Below are 19168 nucleotides of genomic sequence, written 5' to 3'. Positions count from 1 at the left end.
TCTCGTCCTCCCTAAACAATCCGGACTTTATACGCAGTGAGAAAAACATTTGTTCCCGAATTCCATCGACCCGTTGAATCGTGTTCAACCTTCCCATCCGTCCACCCCCGCGGGAACGGCACTACGCCCAACAGCCACCCCAAGCCGCGCGTAATAAAACCTCCGCTCCCTCCGTTCCTCCTGTAAGCCAGCCCTACCACCCGCGGGAATGGCACTACGCCCAACAGCCACCCCGATGCCGCGCGATAAAAAAACACTCCGTTCCCTCCGTTCCTCCTGTAAGCCAACCCCTCCACCCGCGTGAACGGCACTACGCCCAACAACCACCCCGAGGCCGCGCGATAAAAAAACCTCCGTTCCTCCTGTAAACCAACCCCTCCACCCGCGTGAACGGCACTACGCCCAACAGCCACCCCGAGGCCGCGCGTAAAAAAAACCTCCGTTCCCTCCGTTCCTCCTGTAAACCAGCCCCTCCACCCGCGGGAACGGCACTACGCCCAACAGCCACTCCTAGTCGCGCGTTAAAAAAAACCTCCGTTCCCTCCGTTCCTCCTGTAAACCACCCCCCCTACACCCTCTCTGGCATTTTGCCGAGGAGACTCCAGATCCAGCCGTGGAAGCGGTGTATGGCGCCGGTGTCGGGTAACAGCATAAATGGGCAGTGGCCCGCGATGAAGTCGAGTCCGTGTTCGGCGGCGGCCGCGTGCGCGTCGGCGGGGATCTCCTTTTCGCCGGTCACACCGTAGGCCCACACGAGCCGTACACCCGCTGCGCCGCAGGCGCGCACCGCGTCCGCGAGCTTCGGTTTCGGCAGCAACAACATGGCCGCCTCGGGCGGCGGAGTCACGGCGTCAATGCTCGGGTAACAGACGAGGTCCTCGATCTCGCGTGCGTCGGGATGGACGGGAACAACGTCGTATCCCCGTGTGCGGAACTCGCGGAACAGCATGCGGCTGAACTCTTTCGGATTGCGTGATACGCCGATGAAGGCGATGCGTTTGGCTGCAAGGAAATTGTCGATGGCGGGCATGTGCGTGATGGTAATGAGTGATGGGGAACGGTGAACGGGGAAAGGGAACCGCGGAACGGCAACCTCGTGTCTCACTGAGTCCGCCGCTGGCGGAAAGTGCGACGAAACAGTGAACGGGAAAATTGTCACCAGACGAGGATATTCCGTGCTATGTGTACAGGGCCGCTGCGCAGCACGCAGATGTAGGCGCCAGCGCTGGCCGCGGACGCGTCCCACCGCGCGGTGTGTGTGCCCGCGGGGTAACTCGCATCCGCGAGCAGGGCCACCTCGCGCCCAAGCGCGTCGCTGATGCTGAGGCGCGCATGTGCGGGACGTTCGAGCCGGAAGGGGATGGTTGTTGCTCCTGTCGCGGGCTGCGGATACGCCGGTGGCAGCAGCAGTCCTCCCTGCTCCGGCAGCGCTGGATCGGATGTGACCATCTCGCCGAAAAAGAAAAGCAGCGTCTCGGAAAAACGCGCGCGCCAGTTGCACCAACTGTGACCCTCCGGCACTTCCTTGTACACGTGCTCATAACCCTTGTCCCACAACACCGGCGCAAATCCGCGCGCAAGTGTCAGCAGTATGGGGATGTCGTACGTGCCCACACTCATGTACACACGCAGCGGCAGCGCGGGACCGTGACGGAAGGTCGAATCGATGACGGGCACGATGTTGCTGGACTGTGGCGCGACACAGCCGAACACGTCGGGATACGACATGGCCGTGTACAGGGCGATGTTGCCTCCGTCGGACGCACCCGCGACCGCGCGTGCGGGCAGGTCGCGCCTCGTGCGGAAGCGCGCATCCACCGCGCCCAGCACCTCGCGGCTGATGAAGCGCGCGTAGGCGTCCATCCGCGCGCCGGCGTATTCCGACTTGCGCAGTACGGGAGGCACAAACACCGCGATCGTGGGCGGTATGCGACGCGCGGCGATGAGATTGTCGAGCACCGTGCAGGCCGCGCCGAGTGATATGTACTCGAGTCCGTCGTGCAGGAGTATGACGGGACACGCGCCGCGCGCTGTATCGTATGCCGCGGGTGTGTATACGCGCACGGTGCGGGCCCTGCCGTCGAACGACATGGTTGTGTCCCACAGCGCGCCGCGTGGCACGGCGGGATCCGTGTGCAGCTCGGGACGGTCCACGTACCGCGGCATACGCAGTTCGGAGTTGGGACCGAAGCCGCCGCTGCAGGTTGCGGAGTTGCGCGGATCGGTGATCCACGCGCCGTCGACGGTGAACTTGTAGTCGATGCGCGCATCGGCCGCGTACGCGCGGATGCAGTACCAGAGATCCGTCGACGCGAGCTGCTGCATCACGTCGGTGTCGGGATTCCAGCCGTTTGCATCACTTGGCACGGTGACACGTGTCGCGCGGCCGCGGTGGAGAAAGACGGCCACGGTGTCGCTCTCGATCAGCGGCACCCGCTGCTGAGCCGCCAGAAAACTGTCGACCATCGCGGGACGCTGCGGCGCGGGACTCGCGTGCACACGCGCCACAAAGGCGGAGAAGGATTGTGCGGCGGCGGGTACGGATGCGGCCGACGTGAGGCAGAGTATGGCGGCGAGCAGGCCGCGCCTACCTCTCATGGCAGCACCAGGACGGGCAGTGTGCGTATTTCGGATGCACCTGTCCGATTATCTGTCACCGTGAGCCGCAGGGCCGCCAGGCCCGCGGCGGGGAAGGCGCCCGCGGGAATGGTTGCCGCATGTGTGCCCGCGCCGGCTTCGCCCTCGGCGAGACGCGCGAGCACACGCCCCAGCGCGTCGTGTACGGTGAGTGTCACGCGGTGGCCCGCGTACGCCGCGGGGACGGTGTACGTGAGCGACGCGCCGTCACCGGCGAGACGCAGCGGATGGGGATACACGCCGCCCAGCTCGAGCGTGCCGGGCAGCGCGGGCACGGATCCGGTCGATGTGGTGAAGGGGAAGAGCGCCGTGTCGGAAAGCAGCAGCACACGCGACTGCCACGGCGACAGACCGAATTCGATGGCGCCGAGTGTCGCCTTCGTGACAACAAAGGTCGTGTCGTTCAACATGTCGTTCAGGTAATACCGCGCGGCGGCGTCGAGCGGTCGCGACAGCGCCAGCGCGCTTTCGGCCACGTTCAGCCGTACGGTGTTCGCCGACGACGAGAAGCTCGCCGCCACGATCACGTTTTCGTTGATGCACGGCCGCACATAGGCCATCGTGGCCGAGGCCGCCGTCACGAGCGCGGTGATGTCGGGATCGCGCAGCGCGGGCAGCGTCGCCCGCAGGCCGATCAGCTTCTTGTAATACGCGCGCAGGGCGGAAGCGCCGGGAGCGGGGAAGGTGATCTTGTCGCGCCGTCCGCGCCAGCCGATCTCCTGGCCCGCGTAGATCATCGGCATGCCCGGCGCCGTCAGCGACACGACCACGCCCGGTTTTGTGCGCTCGGTGTTCGAGGCGAAGATCTGCGCGATGCGGTCCTCGTCGTGATTCTCGAGGAAACGCAGATACGAGGAATGTTCACCCGTGTAATGATTGTAGCGCGTGGTGGGCGAGAAATTGCGCGTGCGGTTCATGAGGTTGTTCACGTCGCCGCTCGAGAGTGTCGCCTTTATCTGGCCGTACCAGTTCCAGTCGTAGCCCGCGTCCATCGCGCCGCCGCCGTCGGCGTAATTCTTTTCCGAGCCCGGACCCGTGCCGTCCGTTTCGCCGAGAATCAGAATATCGGGTTTGATTCTCTTGATCTCCTCGCGGAAGGGACGCCACCACACGGCCTCGCCGTAGCGGTTCTGCGGGCCCCAGTACACGTCCATGCGGAAACCGTCGGCGCGCATCTCGCGCGTCCAGAAGCGGTACACGTCGAGCATGGCCTCGCGTGTCGCGCGGTTCGAGAGATTCAGGTTCGGGAGCGCCCAGTTGCTGTAACGCGCGTACAGCGGATAGCCCGCGTCGCTTACGACCGACTGGCCCAGATCGCGCGCGTTTCCAAGCACGCGGTTCTCCACGTATTCGCGGTAGATGCTGTGATCCTTCCAGGCGCGGATGTCCTGCACCCAGGGATGTTCCGACGACACGTGGTTGGGCGTGATGTCGAGTATCACACGCATCCCGCGCGCGTGGCAGGCATCGACGAGCGCACGGAAATCGGCCAGCGTGCCGAGTGATTCGTCCACGTTTTTCAGGTCGACGATGTCGTAGCCGCCGTTGAATTCGTTCACGGTGCCGCGGTTGTCCATGATGGGCATCAGCCACAGCATGTTCACACCAAGATCAGCCATGTCGGGGAGGCGGTCGAGCACACCGCGCAGCGTGCCAGCGGGCGACAAGGCCGGCACGAATATCTCGTACACCACGGCGTCGCGCACCCAGCGCGGATTGTCGTTTGTTCCGCTGAGACCCTCGCCGTTGTACATGGTGTAGTAGTGCCGCACGATGCCGAGATTGCCCGCCGGATCACGCGCCTCGAGCCGGATGTAGTATTCGCCATCGGTGCGAGGATATAACACACCGACCATCGCGCCCTCGCGGTCGAGGCCGAGCGGTTCGGGATTGAGCGAGTCCTCCGACACCCAGCGGAAGGTGAGCGGATCGCCGTCGGGATCGGTGCTCTGCACCGCGCTCAGGAAAAAGCTTGCGCCGCCGGGCGAGGCCGTCATCACGGGACGTGGTGTGTGATCGATGATCCGTGTCAGGATGATGGACTCGGTCTGGATGGGAAGCCCGTCGCGCAGTCCCACGGCACGCAGCACGTTGTCGCCTTCCACAAGATCGATGGTGGCGCGGAATGTGTCGCCCTGAACCGTGGCGGTTGCGGTGTCGGATCCGTTTTTCACGACGGAGACGGCCGTGATGCGCGCATCGGTCACACGTCCCTCCACGATACGGCTGCTGTCGTACACACGCGGATTGCTGCGTGTGAGCCACTGCAGCGGCGCGGCTTTCACCGTGAATCGTGTCGAGTCGCTGGTGAAGCGTCCGCGTGAATCCGCCGCGCGCAGCAGCACTGTATGTTCGCCGTCGTTTTGCTGCGGGAGGAGCACTGTGAAGCGTCCGCTCGCCGCGTCGTACACACCACCATGTGCGACGATCACACCGTCGACCGTCAGTGTGGTGGCCGCGGTGTCGATGCTGCTGCCGATGGCGGGAAAGATGCCCGCGGTGATGCGCGGCGTGTCGACGGACACGATGCCGCCCGGTTTCGGGAGCAGGGGAAAGATGGTCGGTGCGCCGATGGCGATGATGCTGTTGCCGTAGGATCCGAAGGTGCGCGGATTCAACGGATCCGCCAGCCAGCCGTCGGACGTGCCGTTCTCGTTGAATTTGTACTGGTACGATCCGCCCGGACCCGTGCCGCCGCCCGTTTTCAGCCGCACGGTTTTTTCCCACACCCCGGCGGCGTTCTTCACCATGGTCCAACGCGCGTTTGGTGTGATGCTGCCGCCGGAATTGTTCGCCCAATTGTTGAACTCGCCCGGCAGATGCACCAGCGATGGATTACCTGCGGATGTGTAGCGGAAGGTCACATCCACGCTGTCGTTCTGCGCGGTGGCAACCGCCGCCGCTGCAAACAACAGAATTATCACTCCGATATGTCGTATCACGAGGTATCTCCTTTCAGATTGGAAAAGTACGCAGTGCCGGTGTCTCTTGCACATCCCACGCGAGAACTGTCTGCCGGAACAAGTAGATGAGTAGTTGGTAGATGGGTAGAGAGTAGATCGATCTACTCGTCCGTGTGAGGAGACAGGATACAGGAGGCAGGAGCGAATCGTGTCAGGCTGTGCCTCCTGTCTCCTTCCTCCTGTCTCCTCACACAAATCTGCGGATGACGGAGCAAGGAGCCGAAGTACACGCGTAGAAGCGACATAAAAACCGGCCTTAGGAAAATTATGAGACAAAATCCGCGGGAGGCGAGCACAAGCGGATGCCTGTTCGAGACCCGCGTCCGTCAGGACGCGGGGCGAGTTTGCATCCGCGCGAGCCGACGCGAGATTTTGGCCGGAATTTTCCGACAGCCTTGACTTTTTCTTTGCTTCTTTCTTTTGTGTCAAGACAAAAGAAAGAAGAAGTCTCACAATAGACCCGGCAGGTTTTGTCACAAGATGGGGTTGGCAAAGGTAGTTGGTAGTTGGTAGATGGGTAGATAGTAGATCGATCTACTCGTCCGTGTGAGGAGTCAGGATGCAGGAGGCAGGAGCGAATCGGTTCAATGCGCGTCTCCTGTCTCCTTCCTCTGTCTCCTCACACACATGTGAGGATAAAGGAGCAAGGAGCCGAATTACACGCATTGAAGCGAAACAAAAAACGGCCTTAGGAAAATTACGAGACAAAATCCGCGTGAGGCGAGCACAAGCGGATGCCTGTTCGAGACCCGCGTCCGTCAGGACGCGGGGCGAGTTTGCATCCGCGCGAGCCGATGCGAGATTTTGGCCGGAATTTTCCGACAGCCTTGACTTTTTCTTTGCTTCTTTCTTTTGTGTCAAGACAAAAGAAAGAAGAAGTCTCACAATAGACCCGGCAGGTTTTGTCACAAGATGGGGTCGGCAACGGTAGTTGGTAGTTGGTAGTTGGTAGATGGGTAGATAGTAGATCGATCTACTCCGTCCGTGTGAGGAAACAGGATACAGGAGGCAGGAGCGAATCGGTTCAATGCGTGTCTCCTGTCTCCTTCCTCCTGTCTCCTCACACACATGTGAGGAGGAATAATAACGGAGCCAAAAACCACGTATAGAATCGACGCAGGATTTTCGATATTTTCATCACATGAAAAAATCCCGGATACTCTGTTTCGGCGAAATCATGCTGCGCCTCTCGCCGGCGGGACACGAACGGCTTGTGCAGGCGAAGGCATTGGAATTGCGCTTCGGGGGCGCCGAGGCCAACGTGGCCGTGGCGCTCGCGGGCCTGGACCATCACGCCGTGTTTGTATCCTCGCTCCCGCACAATCCCCTCGGTGATGCGGCGCTGCAGACGTTGCGCGGCTGCGGCGTCGACACGTCCGCCGTTATGCGCGGCGGTTCGCGCATCGGTGTGTACTATCTGGAGCACGGCGCGTCGATGCGGCCGTCACGCGTGGTGTACGACCGCGCGGGATCCTCCTTCGCCACCTCCGACGCGGCCGCCTACGACTGGCCCGCGTTGCTCGACGGCGCAGCGCACTTGCATGTGACAGGCATCACGCCCGCGCTTTCATCCGCGTGTACCGAAGCCACGCGTGCGGCAATGACCGAGGCGCGGAGCAGGGGAGTGCGCGTGAGTTTCGATCTGAACTACAGAAAAAATCTCTGGACACGCGAGGAGGCCGGCGCCCTCCTGACGGACCTTGTCCGTTCCACCGATCTGCTCATCGCAAATGAAACAGATCCCGCCGATGTGCTCGGCATGCCGCCCGCGCGCGGGGATGCGGAATCGGGCGTCATCGACGCACAGGCCTACGCGGATCTCGCGCAGGGCATCGCCGAACGCTTCGGCATTCCCTCCGTTGCGATCACGCTGCGGCAGAGCCGCTCCGCGGGCAGCAACGGATGGTCGGCTCTGCTCTACACCGACGGCCGTCTGTTCACCACACGCACCTACGACATCGAGGTTGTGGATCGTGTGGGCGCGGGCGACGCCTTCGCAGCCGGACTCATACACGGAAGCGTCAGCGCGTGGGATCCGCAACACACGCTCGACTTTGCCGTGGCCGCGTCCGCACTCAAACACAGCATACCCGGAGATTTCCTCGTCGCCTCCGCCGCCGAAATCGATGCCGTCGCCTCCGGCGATCTCTCCGGCCGTGTCCGCCGCTGACGAACGGGGAACGGTTAACGGTTAACGGTCAACGGGTAACGGGTAACGGGGGAAGAGGGAAGAGGGAAGGAGAAAAATACGTATGACCGATTACGCATTGTTCCTCTTTTCTGCGTATCGTTCCCTGTTGAGTACTCAGCGTTCCCCGTGTACCGTTTACCTCTTCCCTCTTCTCTCTTCTCTCTTCTCTCTTCTCTCTTCCCTCTTCCCTCTTCCCTCTTCTCTCTTCCCCCATCTCCTATACCACAATGCCACATACCGCCGCAATACACCGCATCGAAACATCCCGCCTCATTGCAGTCGTCCGGCTGGATGATGCTGGACCGATACCGCGTGTGGTAGAGGCCTTGCTGGGCGGAGGGATATCGATCGTCGAGATTACCTTGACCACGCCGGGTGCGATGGACATGATCGCGGTGCTCCGGGCCGAGTATGGAAACGAAATACTTCTCGGCGCGGGTTCCATCCTCAACGCCGCACAGGCCGCGCAGGCCGCCGACGCGGGAGCGGAGTTCCTCGTCAGTCCCGTCTTCTCCTCCGGCATGATGGATGTCGCCGCGAAGACGGGACTCGTGGCGATACCGGGCGCGTACACGCCGACCGAGATCCTTCGGGCGACAGAGGCGGGAGCGGACTTTGTGAAGGTCTTCCCCTCGGATGGACTCGGACCCGCCTTCATCAAGGCCGTCCTGGCTCCGATGCCCGCACTGAAACTTATACCGACCGGGGGGGTGACCCTCGACAATGCACGGTCATGGATCGAGGCCGGTTCAACAGCATTGGGACTCGGATCAGCTCTCGTTTCGCCACAAGCGGTCAGGCGCGGTGAATATGGGGAATTGCGCTTGCGTGCCTCCAGACTGTGCGACTCTATCGCGTGAAATATTAACAATCTAAATCGAGTATTATCTGCCGAACCCGTTTGTTTTTCTCGGGGCCGGGGTCTACTTTTACGTGTGTCACTCTTTGAGAGACACCTCTATAATACATTCCGCTTCCACCAGTTGGTGGCCCACTCACCAACACACGGACTGTTCTACCGCCTGCCTCCGGTCGTCCGCCCGACGTTGAACATCTTTCTCCGCCTTATTTTGTGACACAATCTTACACTATCAGTGGAGTTCTCCATGGCACATGGTACAGGGAACCCGGTTCAGAGGAGTCTTGCTCTTCTTGGAACCGCCGTCGTCTTCGTCCTGCTCAGCGCAACCGCATCCGCGCAGTTGTCAGGCACCTACACCATTCCATCCGGCCTTTACCCGACGATCCAATCGGCTATCGCTGCAATTAACAGCAGCGGCGTCGGCTTTGGTGGCGTGACCTTCGACGTCACGGCGGGGCATACGGAAACATTGGCAAATCCCCGAGCAGGGTATCTCCGGGACTCCACGGCATCGAGTACCAATCCGATCATATTCCAGAAATCCGGATCGGGTGCAAATCCGAAGATCACCGCGGCCCGCGGATATAAAACCACGGGTGACGCAATCATCGCGCTTATCGGCACCGACTATGTGACCTTCGACGGCATCGATCTGAGTGATGCGGCAACAAACACCGACAACGCGGCACGCGCCGAATATGGATACGCGTTCGGACGCAACAGCAATGTCAACGCCTGTATCGGGATCACGATCAAAAATTGTGTCATCACCTTGAACAAGGCGAACACCGCGAGCTACGGCATCGTCGGACTGAATTCCGACACGACGCTGGCAACCGCCACTACCAAATGGGCGATACCCGGTATCGATGGGCGCCATGCGGATCATCAGATTTACAGCAATACCATACAGAACGTGTACAATGGCATCTACTACTACGGTCACGCCGGCACGTCAACACATTACGATCAGTACGACTACAATCTCCGTATCGGTACTCTGGGAGGAAACACGATACAGAATTTTGGAGGTCAGGCGACAACAGGCTACGGAATCTACCTGATTTACCAGGACTCCGCGCGAATTGAAAACAATACCGTCAATTCGATGTTCGCATCGAACACGACGTTTTACGGCATCTTCACATCGACCGGTGTCAATTCGTTTCTCGACATCACCGGGAATACAGTCACGGTGAAGGATTCAAGCACAACCACGTCTACCTTGTATGACATCAGCACGGCCATGGGGGGCAGTGGCACATCCAATACAGTAAACATCACCGACAATGTCATTACAAACTGTGCCTATCCCGGGACGAGCGGCATCTTCTACGCCCTTTCCAGCACGGGCGCTGCCTTCACGCTGAACGTCACGGGCAACAATGTCGTCAACAACACCGTTGGCTCTGCGTCGACGACGGGAACCGGCTCGTTTTATGGTCTCTATTCCTCCGCATCCAATTCAACCGCGGGCAGCATCCACACCATTGCGGGAAATACGATACGCGGGAATCAGAGAATCCAGTCCGCGCTCGGAACGGGCACCCATTATGTATTCTATGTCGCGGGCGCGGGTGAGACGGCCGAGATCTTCGACAACGTGATCGGAGCGAACACCTTCTCCTCCACCAGCACCTCGTACGTCTATTACCTCACCGCCAGTTCCGTCAACAAGAACTTCTACCGCAACTCGGTGGATTCACTCACCATGTCGGGTGGAACCATCTACACGCTCTACAACAGTAACGGCACGAATGTGAAGCTGTACGGCAACTCTCTCGCCGGGATTTCGGCCGGCGGTTCGTCCGCGACCGTGTATGGTGTGTATGCAACCAGCGGTACGACAGTGAACATTTTCAACAACTTCATTTCCAATCTGCAGACGCCCGCCTCCAGCTCGAATCCCGCGATCTACGGCATTTGGACCGGCAGCACGCCCACGACCGTACGCCTTCTCCATAACACCGTTTTCCTGAATGCATCCAGCAGCAGCGGCTCCTTCGGCGCGGCGGGTTTGTACATCAGCACAACGCCATCGACACAGGTGCGCAACAACATCGTGGTGAACAAGTCCACGCCGGGTGCGACGGGTCGCGTCGTGGCCTTCCAACGTAGCAGCGCCTCGACAGCGCAGCCCTCCGATTCATCCGACGGTAACTTGTATTACGCCGGCACTCCGGGCACGACACGCCTCATTCACTACGATGCGACCAACTCGGATCAGACGATACAGGCCTACAAGGCGCGTATGGCGGCGCTGACACCGCCGCGTGAAGACAGTACCGTCACCGAGGATGTGCCGTTTGTGAATGTCGGAGCGCCACCGTACGATCTGCACATCGATCCGGTCGTCGCAACACGCGTCGAAAGCGGCGGCGTAAATTCGACGACTTTCGAACACGTCGATTACGACGGCAACGACCGCTTCGGTAATCCCGTGTACGCGGGCCTCGGTACGGCACCGGATATCGGCGCCGACGAGGGCGACTTCACACAGTACATCTGCAGCGGAGCGCCGTATGCGGGATCGGCGGTTGTCATTCCAATACTTGCCTGCGGCAGCGACACAACCGGCATCTATGCAGACGGTGTCGCGATGGATCCAGGCATTTCGTATCAGTGGCAGGAATCGGACGACAATGGTGTAACCGATCCATGGGCGAACGCGGTCGGCGGCGCAAATGCAACGACCACGTGGTACACGACTCCCGCCTATACAGCAGCCCGCTGGTACCGCCTCAAGGTGACCTGCGGACCGAGCGCCACCGACTCGTACACAAACGCAGTGCTGATCCGTGCCGGGTTGAACGGACACGCGTACACAATCAACCAGTCGGCCGCGGCGACGGATTTGAACCACACCAGCTTCGCGGAATTGAACGAACGTCTGCGTCTTTTCGGCATGTGCGGTCCCTCGACCGTCACACTGGCCACGGGCAGCGGTCCCTACAACGAGCAGGTGAGGGTTGATTCGATCTGGAAATCGAATCCGTACGATCTCCTCGTGATCAACGGCAACGGCGAATCGGTGACGACGACACCTTCGGCATCGAATTTCGTGATCTTCGACATCAACAGGATCGATTATTTCAAGGTCAAGAAACTCACCGTGCAGGGCTTGAGCAACACCTACGGCATCGGTTTTGCGATCAGGAACCGCGCGAACAAGATCACCATCGACAGTTGTACGGTGAACCTCTCCGCCGTCACCAGCACCACGTCGTCGAACTCCTCGGGCATCGCCTTCACCTCGTCACTCACGGCAGCCGCGAGCGGCGCCGACAACGGCGACTCCTGCACCATCAGCAACAACAGCATTACCGGCGGAACGGCGGGCGGACCGTACTGGGGCATCAGCATGTACGGCGCCTTGAATGCAACCCTCGACTACAACGACGTCTCGAATAACACGGTCAACGACTTCTACACAAACGGCATCTACGGCACGTACACCAACGGCACGAATATTTCGGGCAACATCGTGCAGCGCACATCGCGCAGCACGGTCAGCACGTTCTACGGTGTGTACCTTTCGACAGGCGCCAAGGCCGACGTAATCCAGAAGAACCGCGTGCGCAGGCCCTTCGACGGGAATCCGTCAAGCACGTCCGCGGCCTACGGCATCGGCATCGCTTCCGTCTCCGCCGGACTCGGCACGGAGATCACCGTGAAGAACAACCTTGTGTACGACTTCTACGGCAGCGGCACACAGTACGGTTTGTACGCGTCGGCCGCGCCTGCGACACGATTTTATCACAACACGGTCTCCCTCGAGGATCTCGGCGCCGTGACAACAAACACCACGTACGGGTACTATCAGAGCAGCACGAGCACGCCCGCGGTGGAGTTTTTGAACAATAACGTGACGGTGCGGCGCGCGGGTACGGGTACCAAGTACGGTATCTACCTCGCCGGGGCCGACACGCTGATCAGCAACTACAACAACCTGTTTGTGAATGCGGCGAGTGGTACCAACACGGTGGGCGCACGGAATGCGGTTTCGTACAACACGCTTGTGCTCTGGCAGGGTTTGATCAACGGCTACGACATCAACAGCGTGAGTGTGGATCCCTCCTACGAAAATGCGGCGAACGGCAATTTCAAACCACAGACGGCAGCTCTCGACAACGCGGGAACAAATCTCTCCAGCGCGGGTTGCAGTTGTGTGACCGACGACATCCTTGGAACCTCGCGAAGCAGCACGCCCGATCTCGGCGCGTACGAGTTCACCGCGAGCAGCATGACAGTATCCTCGGTGGCTGCGACGCAGTCGCTGATCTCGTCGGTGCCGGCCGGCGCCCGCAACGCGCGCATTCTCGGCATCGAGATTACGGCGGTTGGCGCGGTGTCACCGATATCGCTGACCGATCTGCGTCTGACCACGACGGGAACAACCAGCGCGTCCGACATCGACAGCGCGCAGGTGTTCTACACCGGCACCAGTTCGGTGTTTGACTCCACGAATCAGTTCGGCGCCGGCATCGCGAATCCCAGCGGTGCTTTCACCCTGAGTGGTTCCCAGGCGCTGGTTCCGGGCACAAACTACTTCTGGCTTGTGTACGACGTGAACAGCGGTGCAAGTGCCTGCAACGTGCTCGACGCGACACTCGACAGCGCGATAGCGGGCGGCACGGGGTATGCGTCGTCACCCTCGTCGCCGAGCGGCGCGCGCTACATCAAGTCGGCGCTGAGCGGCACGTATACGGTGAGCAATGTCGGCACTCCGTCCTGCACCACCTACCTGTCGATTGCCGACGCCTTCGCCGATCTGACAACGCTCGGAGTTGCGGGTCCGGTCACCTTCAACGTCGCGGCGGGTCATACGGAGACGGGCATCAACATGCTGCTCTCCACCACCACGTCCAACGCCACCAACACAATCACCTTCCAGAAATCCGGTTCCGGCGCGAATCCGCTTATCACGGCGGGTACAGGCGTCGGCGGAGAGGACGGCGTGATCGAGATCGAAGGAACCGACTATGTGACCTTCGACGGCATCGACGTGCAGGAAAGCTCGTCGAATCTGAATGCGACCACGCAGGCCGAGTACGCGTATTCGACGTTGAAGCGTTCCACCACCGACGGTGCGCGGTATGTCACCGTCCGGAACGCGACTCTGACATTGAACAAGGCAAACAGCGGCACAGCGGCTGTCTATCAGAATAATCACACCGCGGCCGATCCGACCCTGCTGACCATCACCGACACGGCGGGTTCGTCTTCGTACAACCGGTTCTATAATCTGACCATCAGCAACACAAACATGGGCTTCTACGTGTACGGCGCGTCGGATTCCGTGTACTACGATCACGGCACCGAGATCGGCGTCGCCGGCGGCAACACCGTGTCGAATTTCGGTGGTGGGACGAACACGGGGTACGGCATGTACATCGCGTATCAGGATAATCTGAAAGTCGCGAACAACACCGTCAACGGCCTGTTCGGACATCTTGGCTCGGCGTACGGTCTCTACCTCACGACCGCGCTGAACGCCAATTTCGACGTATACAACAATTACGTCTCGATCAACGACAGTGCCGCCTCGAGCACCCTGTACGGTATCGGCATCACAATGGGCAGTTCGGGAACCTCGAACACCGCGAACGTGTACAACAACCGTGTCGAGAACTGTTCCTACCCGACATCGACCTCCGGGGTGTTCTACGGCATGTATAATTCGAGCAGCCAATACCGCCTGAACATGTACGGCAACACAGTTGCCAACAACACGCTCGGCAGCGGCGCGGTGACGTCGACCGGCGCGATGTACGGCATTTATTCCTCGGCATCAAACACCGCGGTCGGTTCGCAGCACGATATCTATAACAACACGGTGCGTGGGAACAGCCGTGTACAGTCCACGGCGGGCTCGGGGACGAATTACTTCTTCTACATCCCGGGTGCGGGTGAAACTCTGAACCTCTACAACAATGTCGTGGGCAACAACAACGGTTTCGGTACGGGATCCACGTACGGCATGTACGTTTCGGCGTCGAGTCTCACGAAGAACATCTACGGAAATACCATCGATACGCTTTCCGCCGCGGGCGGCAGCGTGTACGGCATGTACCTCACGAGCGGCACGACGGTGAATCTCAGCCGCAACACCATCGGCGGTGTGTCGGCGACAGCGTCCGCGGGTCTGGCGTACGGTGTATACGTATCGTCCGGCACCACGGTGAATTTGGTCAACAACCTCGTGTCGAACATCACCGCGCCAACCGGCAGTGGCAACCCGTCCATCTACGGCGTGTACATCAGCGGACCGACCACGCAGCGGATGTACCACAATTCGATTTACCTCGACGGTTCGAGCACGTCGCCTTCATTTGGCGCAACGGGCCTGTATGCCAGCACCACGCCGACGGTCGATCTGCGCGGCAACATCATCGTGAACAATTCCACGCCCGGCACCACCGGCCGCGTGGTTGCGTATCAGCGTTCGTCGACGACGATCTCATCGATGCTCGACTCCTCGAACACAAACTGCCTGTATGCGGGCACGCCTTCGACGCAGCGTCTGCTGTTCTATGATGGCACAAATACGGATCAGACGCTCACGCAGTACAAGGCCCGCGTCACACCGCGCGATGCGGCGGCGGTGACGGAACTTCCGCCGTTTATCAATACGACAACCGCTCCATACAACCTGCACCTCTCCACATCGACGGCGACACAGTGTGAAGGTTCGGGCGCGCGTATCACCACGGTCGCTCTCGACAACGATTACGACGGCAACACGCGGTACGGCGCCACCGGCTACGCGGGTGCCAGTGTGACGGGCACCGACATCGGAGCGGATGAGGGCGACTTCACGATGCTCGATATTGTTGCTCCCAGCATTGCCTATTCAGCACTGCCCACGGGCATCGTCGCTGCGACACGCGCTTTCCAGAACGTTACAATCACCGATATCAGCGGTGTGAATGGTACAAGCGGCACACGTCCGCGTGTCTATTACAAGAAGGGCCGTCTCTACAACGAGTGGAACGACAACACCAGCGCCACCGAGGGCTGGAAATGGGTCGAAGCCAACGGCGGCACATCGCCGTTCGATTTCACCATCGACTACGCGAAACTCCCCGGCGGCAGCATCGCCAACGGCGATACCGTCTGGTACTTCGTCACCGCACAGGATATTGCCACCACGCCGAATGTCGGCATCTTCCGCGGAACGTTTGCGGCTGCTCCGAGCAGTGTGGCGCTTACAAACACGGCATTCCCGATCGGTGATACGGCGAACGTGTACAAGTACACCATCGCGGGAACGCTCAGCGGTACCGTGACCGTCCCTGGAACCTATCCGTCCCTGACGGGCGCGGGCGGTCTGTTTGAGGCCGTCAACGGCAGCGTGTTGAGCGGTGACCTTTTTGTCTCGATAACCGACAGCACATATGAGGACGGCACCTACGGATTAAACGCTGTTGCCACCAATCCTCCTAACTCTCCATTCACCATCCGTATCGAACCGAGCGGCGCCTCGCTGCGCACGATTCGCGGTATCACCACGAGCGGCATGATCCGGTTCAACGGCGCCGACCGTGTCACCTTCGACGGCCGCTACAACGGCAGTGGACGCTACCTGCGCCTGCTCAACATCGGTACCACGGCGCCGACGGTGCAGTTCGACAATGATGCCTCGAATGATACTCTCCGCTATATGATCGTGGAGGGCAATTACACCACGTCGACAGGTGGCATCATCCGCTTCAATGCGGGCACCACCACAGGCCACGACGACAACGTGATCACCCAGAGCTGGCTGCGCGCACGATCCGATTCGGCCAGTCTGCCCGGCTCGTGCATCTACGGCACAGGCGCGGCGAATATCACACACGACAATCTGAAGATCACCGACAACGAGTTCTCGAATTTCTACAACTACGGTATCTACGCGTCGACCAACGGACTCGGCAACAACCTCTCGATAAGCGGCAACAGCTTCTTCAACGATGGAAGTGTTGTGATCGCCTCCACACATTATCTGATCTATCTCTCCGTCGGAACACCGGTCGGCTACACCATCACCAACAATTTCTTTGGCGGATCGGCGCCGAATTGTGGAGGGGCCGCATATGTCGTCGGCGGCACGGGCACGTTCTACGGCACATATCTGAACACCGGCAGCACACTTACCAACGTGTTTTCGGGTAACACCTACCAGAACTTCTCGTTCACCGGTGCATCCGGCTCCTCGTATTGGATCTATATTGCCAGCGGAAAGGCGCAAGTCGGTGTGAGCAGTGGAAATCTCATCGGTGATGGAACGGTCGCAAGCAGCATTATGTCGACACGCGCCGGTACCACGTACCTCATGTATCTCACCTCGAGTGATTCACTGTGGGTGTACAATAACACTGTGGCGAACCTGACGTACACCGGCACGGCCTCGGCGGCGATGGCGGGAATGTATCGCACCGCCGGCGTGTCCGACATACGCGGGAATATGATTCATGACATCTCGAATGACTTTGCCAGCACAACCACAACCACAACATCTGCCCTGATCGGTCTCTCTCACACATCGACCGGTACGGGCCATGTGATTCGCGACAACCAGATCTACAATCTTTCGAACACAGGGGGCGGTGGCTCCGGAGTCACAGCGACCGCGGTTCAGGGTATTGTGATCGGTGGCAGCGGATCGACAGGAACCCTGAGCAACAACAAGGTGTACGGCCTCGTCAACAGCTCCGGAGCAACAAGCGGCGCGCTGTTGAACGGCATCCGGTCGTACTTCGGCAATTGGACCTTCGCGAACAACTACGTGTCGATCACAAACGCCGCGTCGAGCACTGATCCCACCATCGTCGGCATCTACGACGACAACGGAGCCGGTCCGGTGAAATACCTCCACAACAGCGTGTACATCGGTGGTTCAAGTGCGGGCAGTGTCGGAGCGTCCTCCGCTTTTGCACGGACTGCAGCGACGCCGGTCACGATCGTGAACAACCTGCTCTACAACGGGCGCAGTGGCGGATCCGGCAATATCGCGATCTCGACGGGTACTGGCGCCGCGACCTGGGTGTCGGATTACAACCTCTATGTTGTTCCCGACACAAGCAAGGTCGGCATCGTCGGGGCCACGCCCTACGGCTTCCATCTGTTCAAGTTGAACAATGGCAGCGATCTTTCGAGTTACGCGACCTCCACGTCCGCCGTCGCGGCGACGAGTCTGTTTGTGTCGCCGTCTACCGGCAATCTCAAGGTCGATTCGACAAACGCTGTCTGCTGGGCGGTGAATGGCAAGGGTGTTGCGGGTTCGCTCGCATCGTCCATCGCCGACGACTTCACTGCCATGGGTGTCCGTTCGACCACCGCGGGCACGGCCACCGACATCGGCGCCGACGAATTCACGACCAGTACCACGCCTCCCAGCGCGGTGCAGGTCGGTGGCATCGTGGCGGATGACTCGACGCTGTTCTACGACTATGGACGTCTGGTCGGAAAGATCTATTGGTACCCGGGTTACACGGGTCTTCCGTCCTCGCTGGACTTCAAGTTCTACACGGGTGTTGCGCCGTCGGGCGTGACGCAGGGCAATTACGGATCCGCGTATTGGAGCATCACGGAGACGGGCGGCAGCGGATACATGTACGATCTGACATTGTACTATGCTCCGAACATGCTTGGATCGGTGCCCTACGAATCGAACATCACGATGGGCAAACGCGACGGTACAAATCCCTGGGCCTCCTACCCGACATCGATCGTCGACACCGCCAACAACACCGTGAAACACGGCGGCTTCATCACGTTCTCTGAATTCACCATCGCCGATGTCGCGTCGCCGTTGCCTGTCGAACTTGCCGCCTTCACGGCACGTCTGCTCGGCAACACGGTGCGGCTCGATTGGAGTACGACGAGCGAACTCAACGCTTTCCGCTACGCAGTCGAGCGGCGTACGAACGCCGGCTGGGAGGAAATCGGATCGGTGAACGCACGCGGTTCGGTGGACACGCCGACCTCGTACAGCTTCATCGACGACCGCCTGCCGAAATCGGGCGACATCGTGTACCGTCTCCGTATGATCGATCGTGACGGCACGGTCGAGTATTCGAACGAGGTGCGTGTGGCACTGGGCACACCCGACGGCTTCCGTCTCTTTGCGAATTATCCGAATCCGTTTAATCCCGGCACCACGATCAGCTTCGCTCTTCCGACGGAAGAACACGTGACCGTTCGCGTCCACGACGCGTCGGGCCGTCTGGTTGAAACACTGCAGAACGGCGTGTTGCCCTCGGGCACACATTCGGTCACCTTCTTCGCGCGCGAACTGCCCAGTGGTGTGTATATCTACACTGTGACGGCAGGTGCGAGCACGAAGTCGGGCACGATGATTCTCGCGCGGTAGACGTGAGACGGTAGACGTAAAGACGTAAAGAGGTAAAGACGTAAAGACGTAAAGAGGTAAAGAGGTAAAGAGGTAAAGACGCCGTGTCAGTCTGGACCCGCGAGCGGGGAAGGGCGGCACGGCGTCTTCATTTTTCGTATTTCGAAAACGCCCTCCCT

The 19168-nt window shown here is 60.0% G+C and carries 6 protein-coding genes; 3 read left to right on the top strand and 3 right to left on the bottom strand.

The window, feature by feature from the left end; all coding sequences use genetic code 11:
• Positions 1-568: 568 nt before the first annotated feature.
• The 3 genes from HY962_07585 to HY962_07575 all read right to left on the bottom strand — a co-directional run bounded on the left by HY962_07585 (position 569) and on the right by HY962_07575 (position 5579).
• Entirely contained in the window at positions 569-1030 is a 462-nt protein-coding gene (locus tag HY962_07585) for a CoA-binding protein (GenBank protein MBI5646779.1), read from the bottom strand.
• A 125-nt stretch (positions 1031-1155) separates the two neighbouring features.
• Positions 1156-2598 carry a hypothetical protein gene (locus tag HY962_07580; GenBank protein ID MBI5646778.1) on the bottom strand — a complete coding sequence of 481 codons (1443 nt, stop codon included), beginning with the start codon at positions 2596-2598 and terminating at the stop codon, positions 1156-1158.
• Positions 2595-5579, bottom strand: coding sequence for a hypothetical protein (locus HY962_07575; GenBank protein MBI5646777.1), 2985 nt, complete (start codon positions 5577-5579; stop codon positions 2595-2597). Before HY962_07575 ends, HY962_07580 begins: the two co-directional genes overlap by 4 nt.
• 1162 nt (positions 5580-6741) lie before the next feature.
• Here HY962_07575 and HY962_07570 point away from each other — a divergent pair.
• The 3 genes from HY962_07570 (at position 6742) to HY962_07560 (ending at position 19010) form a co-directional block, all read left to right on the top strand.
• Complete coding sequence (locus HY962_07570) at positions 6742-7770, top strand: sugar kinase (protein MBI5646776.1); 1029 nt, start codon at positions 6742-6744, stop codon at positions 7768-7770.
• A 248-nt stretch (positions 7771-8018) separates the two neighbouring features.
• A complete protein-coding gene (locus HY962_07565) occupies positions 8019-8651 on the top strand; it encodes a bifunctional 4-hydroxy-2-oxoglutarate aldolase/2-dehydro-3-deoxy-phosphogluconate aldolase (protein ID MBI5646775.1) in 633 nt (210 codons plus the stop codon).
• Between the two features lie 246 nt (positions 8652-8897).
• Positions 8898-19010, top strand: coding sequence for a T9SS type A sorting domain-containing protein (locus HY962_07560; protein ID MBI5646774.1), 10113 nt, complete (start codon positions 8898-8900; stop codon positions 19008-19010).
• Positions 19011-19168 lie beyond the last annotated feature (158 nt).

This window comes from Ignavibacteriota bacterium, assembly GCA_016218045.1.
Taxonomy (GTDB): Bacteria; Bacteroidota; Ignavibacteria; order SZUA-365; family SZUA-365; genus JACRFB01.
The sequence above is the reverse complement of the archived record's forward strand: the minus strand, read 5'-3'. Positions and strand labels throughout refer to the sequence as shown.